General features: G+C 38.7%; 4 protein-coding genes and 2 pseudogenes. All 6 read left to right on the top strand.

From position 1 onward, the window contains the following. Nucleotides 1-116 precede the first annotated feature (116 nt). The 6 genes and pseudogenes from HWQ38_RS17100 to HWQ38_RS17075 all read left to right on the top strand — a co-directional run bounded on the left by HWQ38_RS17100 (nucleotide 117) and on the right by HWQ38_RS17075 (nucleotide 2499). Nucleotides 117-422 carry a hypothetical protein gene (locus HWQ38_RS17100; protein ID WP_292795505.1) on the top strand — a complete coding sequence of 102 codons (306 nt, stop codon included), beginning with the start codon at nucleotides 117-119 and terminating at the stop codon, nucleotides 420-422. Continuing rightward, nucleotides 423-608: a hypothetical protein gene (locus HWQ38_RS17095; RefSeq protein WP_292795504.1), complete on the top strand. Its 186-nt coding sequence runs from the start codon at nucleotides 423-425 to the stop codon at nucleotides 606-608. Between the two features lie 66 nt (nucleotides 609-674). Next, nucleotides 675-1037: pseudogene (locus HWQ38_RS17090) on the top strand (hypothetical protein); the annotation flags it as partial. Nucleotides 1038-1189: 152 nt separating this feature from the next. Further along, nucleotides 1190-1438: pseudogene (locus HWQ38_RS17085) on the top strand (tyrosine-type recombinase/integrase); the annotation flags it as partial. A gap of 105 nt (nucleotides 1439-1543) precedes the next feature. Further along, nucleotides 1544-1801 (top strand): hypothetical protein, encoded by a 258-nt coding sequence (locus HWQ38_RS17080; protein WP_292795502.1) that lies wholly within the window; start codon nucleotides 1544-1546, stop codon nucleotides 1799-1801. A gap of 62 nt (nucleotides 1802-1863) precedes the next feature. Continuing rightward, the gene (locus tag HWQ38_RS17075; RefSeq protein WP_292795500.1) at nucleotides 1864-2499 is read left to right on the top strand and encodes a DNA-directed RNA polymerase subunit alpha C-terminal domain-containing protein; all 636 of its coding nucleotides are present in this window, start codon (nucleotides 1864-1866) and stop codon (nucleotides 2497-2499) included. Nucleotides 2500-2578: the final 79 nt, after the last annotated feature.

The raw sequence follows: 2578 nt of genomic DNA, 5'->3' as shown, positions 1-2578 counted from the left end.
AAAATTTTTGGCTGGAGGTGGCATAGTTACTTTCAATCGGCTCTGCATTTATATTCTGCAGCTTAAATGCCGATTAGCTTAGTAGATAAAACTAAAAAGATAAATCCTAAAAATATATGGCTATAAAGAAAATTGCAAATTTGGGTATATTGGCTTGTTCATTAATTAGCAGTAATGTAATTTTTCAAAGTAATGCAGTAGCACAACAGAGTGAACCATTGTGCTACTGGCAAGCAGAAAATAATAAAGTAGTAGATTTAGGAGTATTGTGTGGTGTGAAACCCGTAACAGAAACTACATCTCAAAATCAGCCTCAAACTCAAAACAATATTTATCAAACAGGAAGTAATTCTAATACTCGGACAGATGAACAAACTGTATCAGGCATGATAGGAATATATGGTAGCAACTACTGCGAATAGATGGAAGCTGGCGGTAGAACCAGAACTGAAGCTAAAGATAATGCAGTAAAAAAAATTACAGAAATGTTATTCACTCTTTATGATATGAACTCAGCAAACCAGTTTGTAAATAAATACATAAATATAAGTTTTTTTGAACGTGCAGAGAAATATATTAAAACGAAATGCCCAAAATATTCCAGCTAAAACAATTTTTATTTTAGCTTTAGCTTAGACAACGGGCGCGATGGCTACGCCCGCCGCAGGCATCGCGCTTTGTTCGGTGTCTGCCTGTTTAGCGCCTGTAGAATCCGCGAATGCTGTACCCTGCTAACTCAAGATATTTACACCCAAAAAGGTATTGTCAGACCCCGGTTAATTATCAGAAAATCAAACACCAAGGGTAAACTTGCAACCCGATCAATCCCAGTGATTGAAGACTTACGGCGTTTACTGCTTGAATATTACCCAATGGCAGGAGATATTTACCTGTTCCCCGGTCGTAGCGATGGACACCTATGCGAAGACTCAGCCGCTAGGATTTTAAGAGGAGCTTGCCAGCAAGTAGATATTTTTGGAGTGAGTACCCACCAGGGCGGCCGCATCATGTCAATAAGCAAAGTCTATTCTCAATAGAGTTTAATATAATGTCATTAACTCTTGCTTATTGCGAAAGTTTTAGGCGATCGCTTTGGGGCTTAAAAAATAATCAAACGCGAAATCCTGATTTTGTCGTTGGTTCTTAACCTTCGTTGTGATCAAGAGTAATTTAGATGCGTTTGCCCTGGAGTACCCACAGCTTCAGAAGGACTGCCTTAACCCAGATGAGTAATGCTGGTATACCACTCAGAGTTGTGCAAGAGATATCTGGCCATCGCAACCTTGAACAGTTGCAGAGATATTTAGAAGTGTCTGACGATCAGATATTGGGAGCGGCGGCGGCATTGTCTATGCTATCTCCAATTGGGGAAAATACCGATAAATATGAACTTCAAAACAAGGTGCTGTTTTCAAGGAAAACCAAGGGTAAGAAGTAGAATTAAGTGATTCCGATTCAAAAACGGGTATTTTCATACTGGATGTAGATGTCAAAGCAACGTGAAAAAACTAAGTATAGATTTGTACTGAGAAGATTTTTTAAAATGGATAACGACAATCAGATAGACAAGAACAATTTTCTTTACCAGCGCTATCGATATCTTGGTAAGTACACGCCTCAAAATTTTTTATTCAATGCTAATCTTCAAGAATTTTCTGAACGGGTCTGCTATCTCTCTAATCTACAGACTTTGGGAAAAATTTCTTCACAGGAATGCTATGAGGAAATTGAGTCACTTTGGCAGCAATTAACACAGAGCTTTAAGACGTTAGGAATTGATCAGAAAGACGTGAATGAATAATTGTCAACACTGTATACATACTGCTATATTTACTGTGTACGCTGTTGACAACGGGGAGAAATATGGGGAAAAAAACCAAGGAATCGCCTATTGTAAGCTTCCGTGTGCCACATTCTGTTGTCGAAAAGTTAATTACAGAAGGCAGATTAAAGCCTAACCATATAAAGTCAGAGTTATCCAACCTAATCAAAAATGACTGGTTAGCCTCTGTTGATGCTGGTGTAGAACCAACCCTGAGTGTAAATACTGTTTATGAGCAACTAGCAAAAATAGATAGAGTTCTAGAAATACTTGAGGACAATAAGCCGAATGGCGTTGTTGATGCCAATGTACACAGTGTTGACCAAATTAGCTTCCCTCAAAACGTAGACTCAATCTCGCCGGATAATCAGCTTGTGGAGGTTGCCAACAGTAATGTACATCCCGTAGAGGAAATAAATGGGGATAATACACCTGTAAGTGTTGTTGATGAAAACAGTATTGAGTCATTGAATTTGAAAAGAAATACTTATACGGCACTTCTCGATGCACAAGTTAACAAAATAGAAGATTTAAAAAAATATGGTGTCACAGGTTTGCGAACGCTGAAAAATCTGGGAAATAAATCTGTATCTCAGATAGTTGAAGCATTGCAAAGCCGAGGGATTGAGTTACCAGAGTTACCAGACCCAGAACCGGAACACACGCCTTCTCTCTGAGCAGTGATTTCAAAAGCTACGCGCTAGGGCGTGTTTTCAAACTCGTTATATCCTAGAAAAAAGGCGATCGCTATATAGT

Source organism: Nostoc sp. NMS7, from assembly GCF_017115085.1.
In the GTDB taxonomy this organism is placed as follows: domain Bacteria; phylum Cyanobacteriota; class Cyanobacteriia; order Cyanobacteriales; family Nostocaceae; genus Nostoc.
This window is presented reverse-complemented; position numbering and strand designations above follow the sequence as displayed.

What these genes read in the sequence shown, in the direction of transcription:
- HWQ38_RS17095 (WP_292795504.1), top strand. Translation starts at nt 423, where the DNA reads ATGGAAGCTGGCGGTAGAACCAGAACTGAAGCTAAAGATAATGCAGTA.
- HWQ38_RS17080 (WP_292795502.1), top strand. Translation starts at nt 1,544, where the DNA reads ATGGATAACGACAATCAGATAGACAAGAACAATTTTCTTTACCAGCGC.
- HWQ38_RS17075 (WP_292795500.1), top strand. Translation starts at nt 1,864, where the DNA reads ATGGGGAAAAAAACCAAGGAATCGCCTATTGTAAGCTTCCGTGTGCCA.
- HWQ38_RS17100 (WP_292795505.1), top strand. Translation starts at nt 117, where the DNA reads ATGGCTATAAAGAAAATTGCAAATTTGGGTATATTGGCTTGTTCATTA.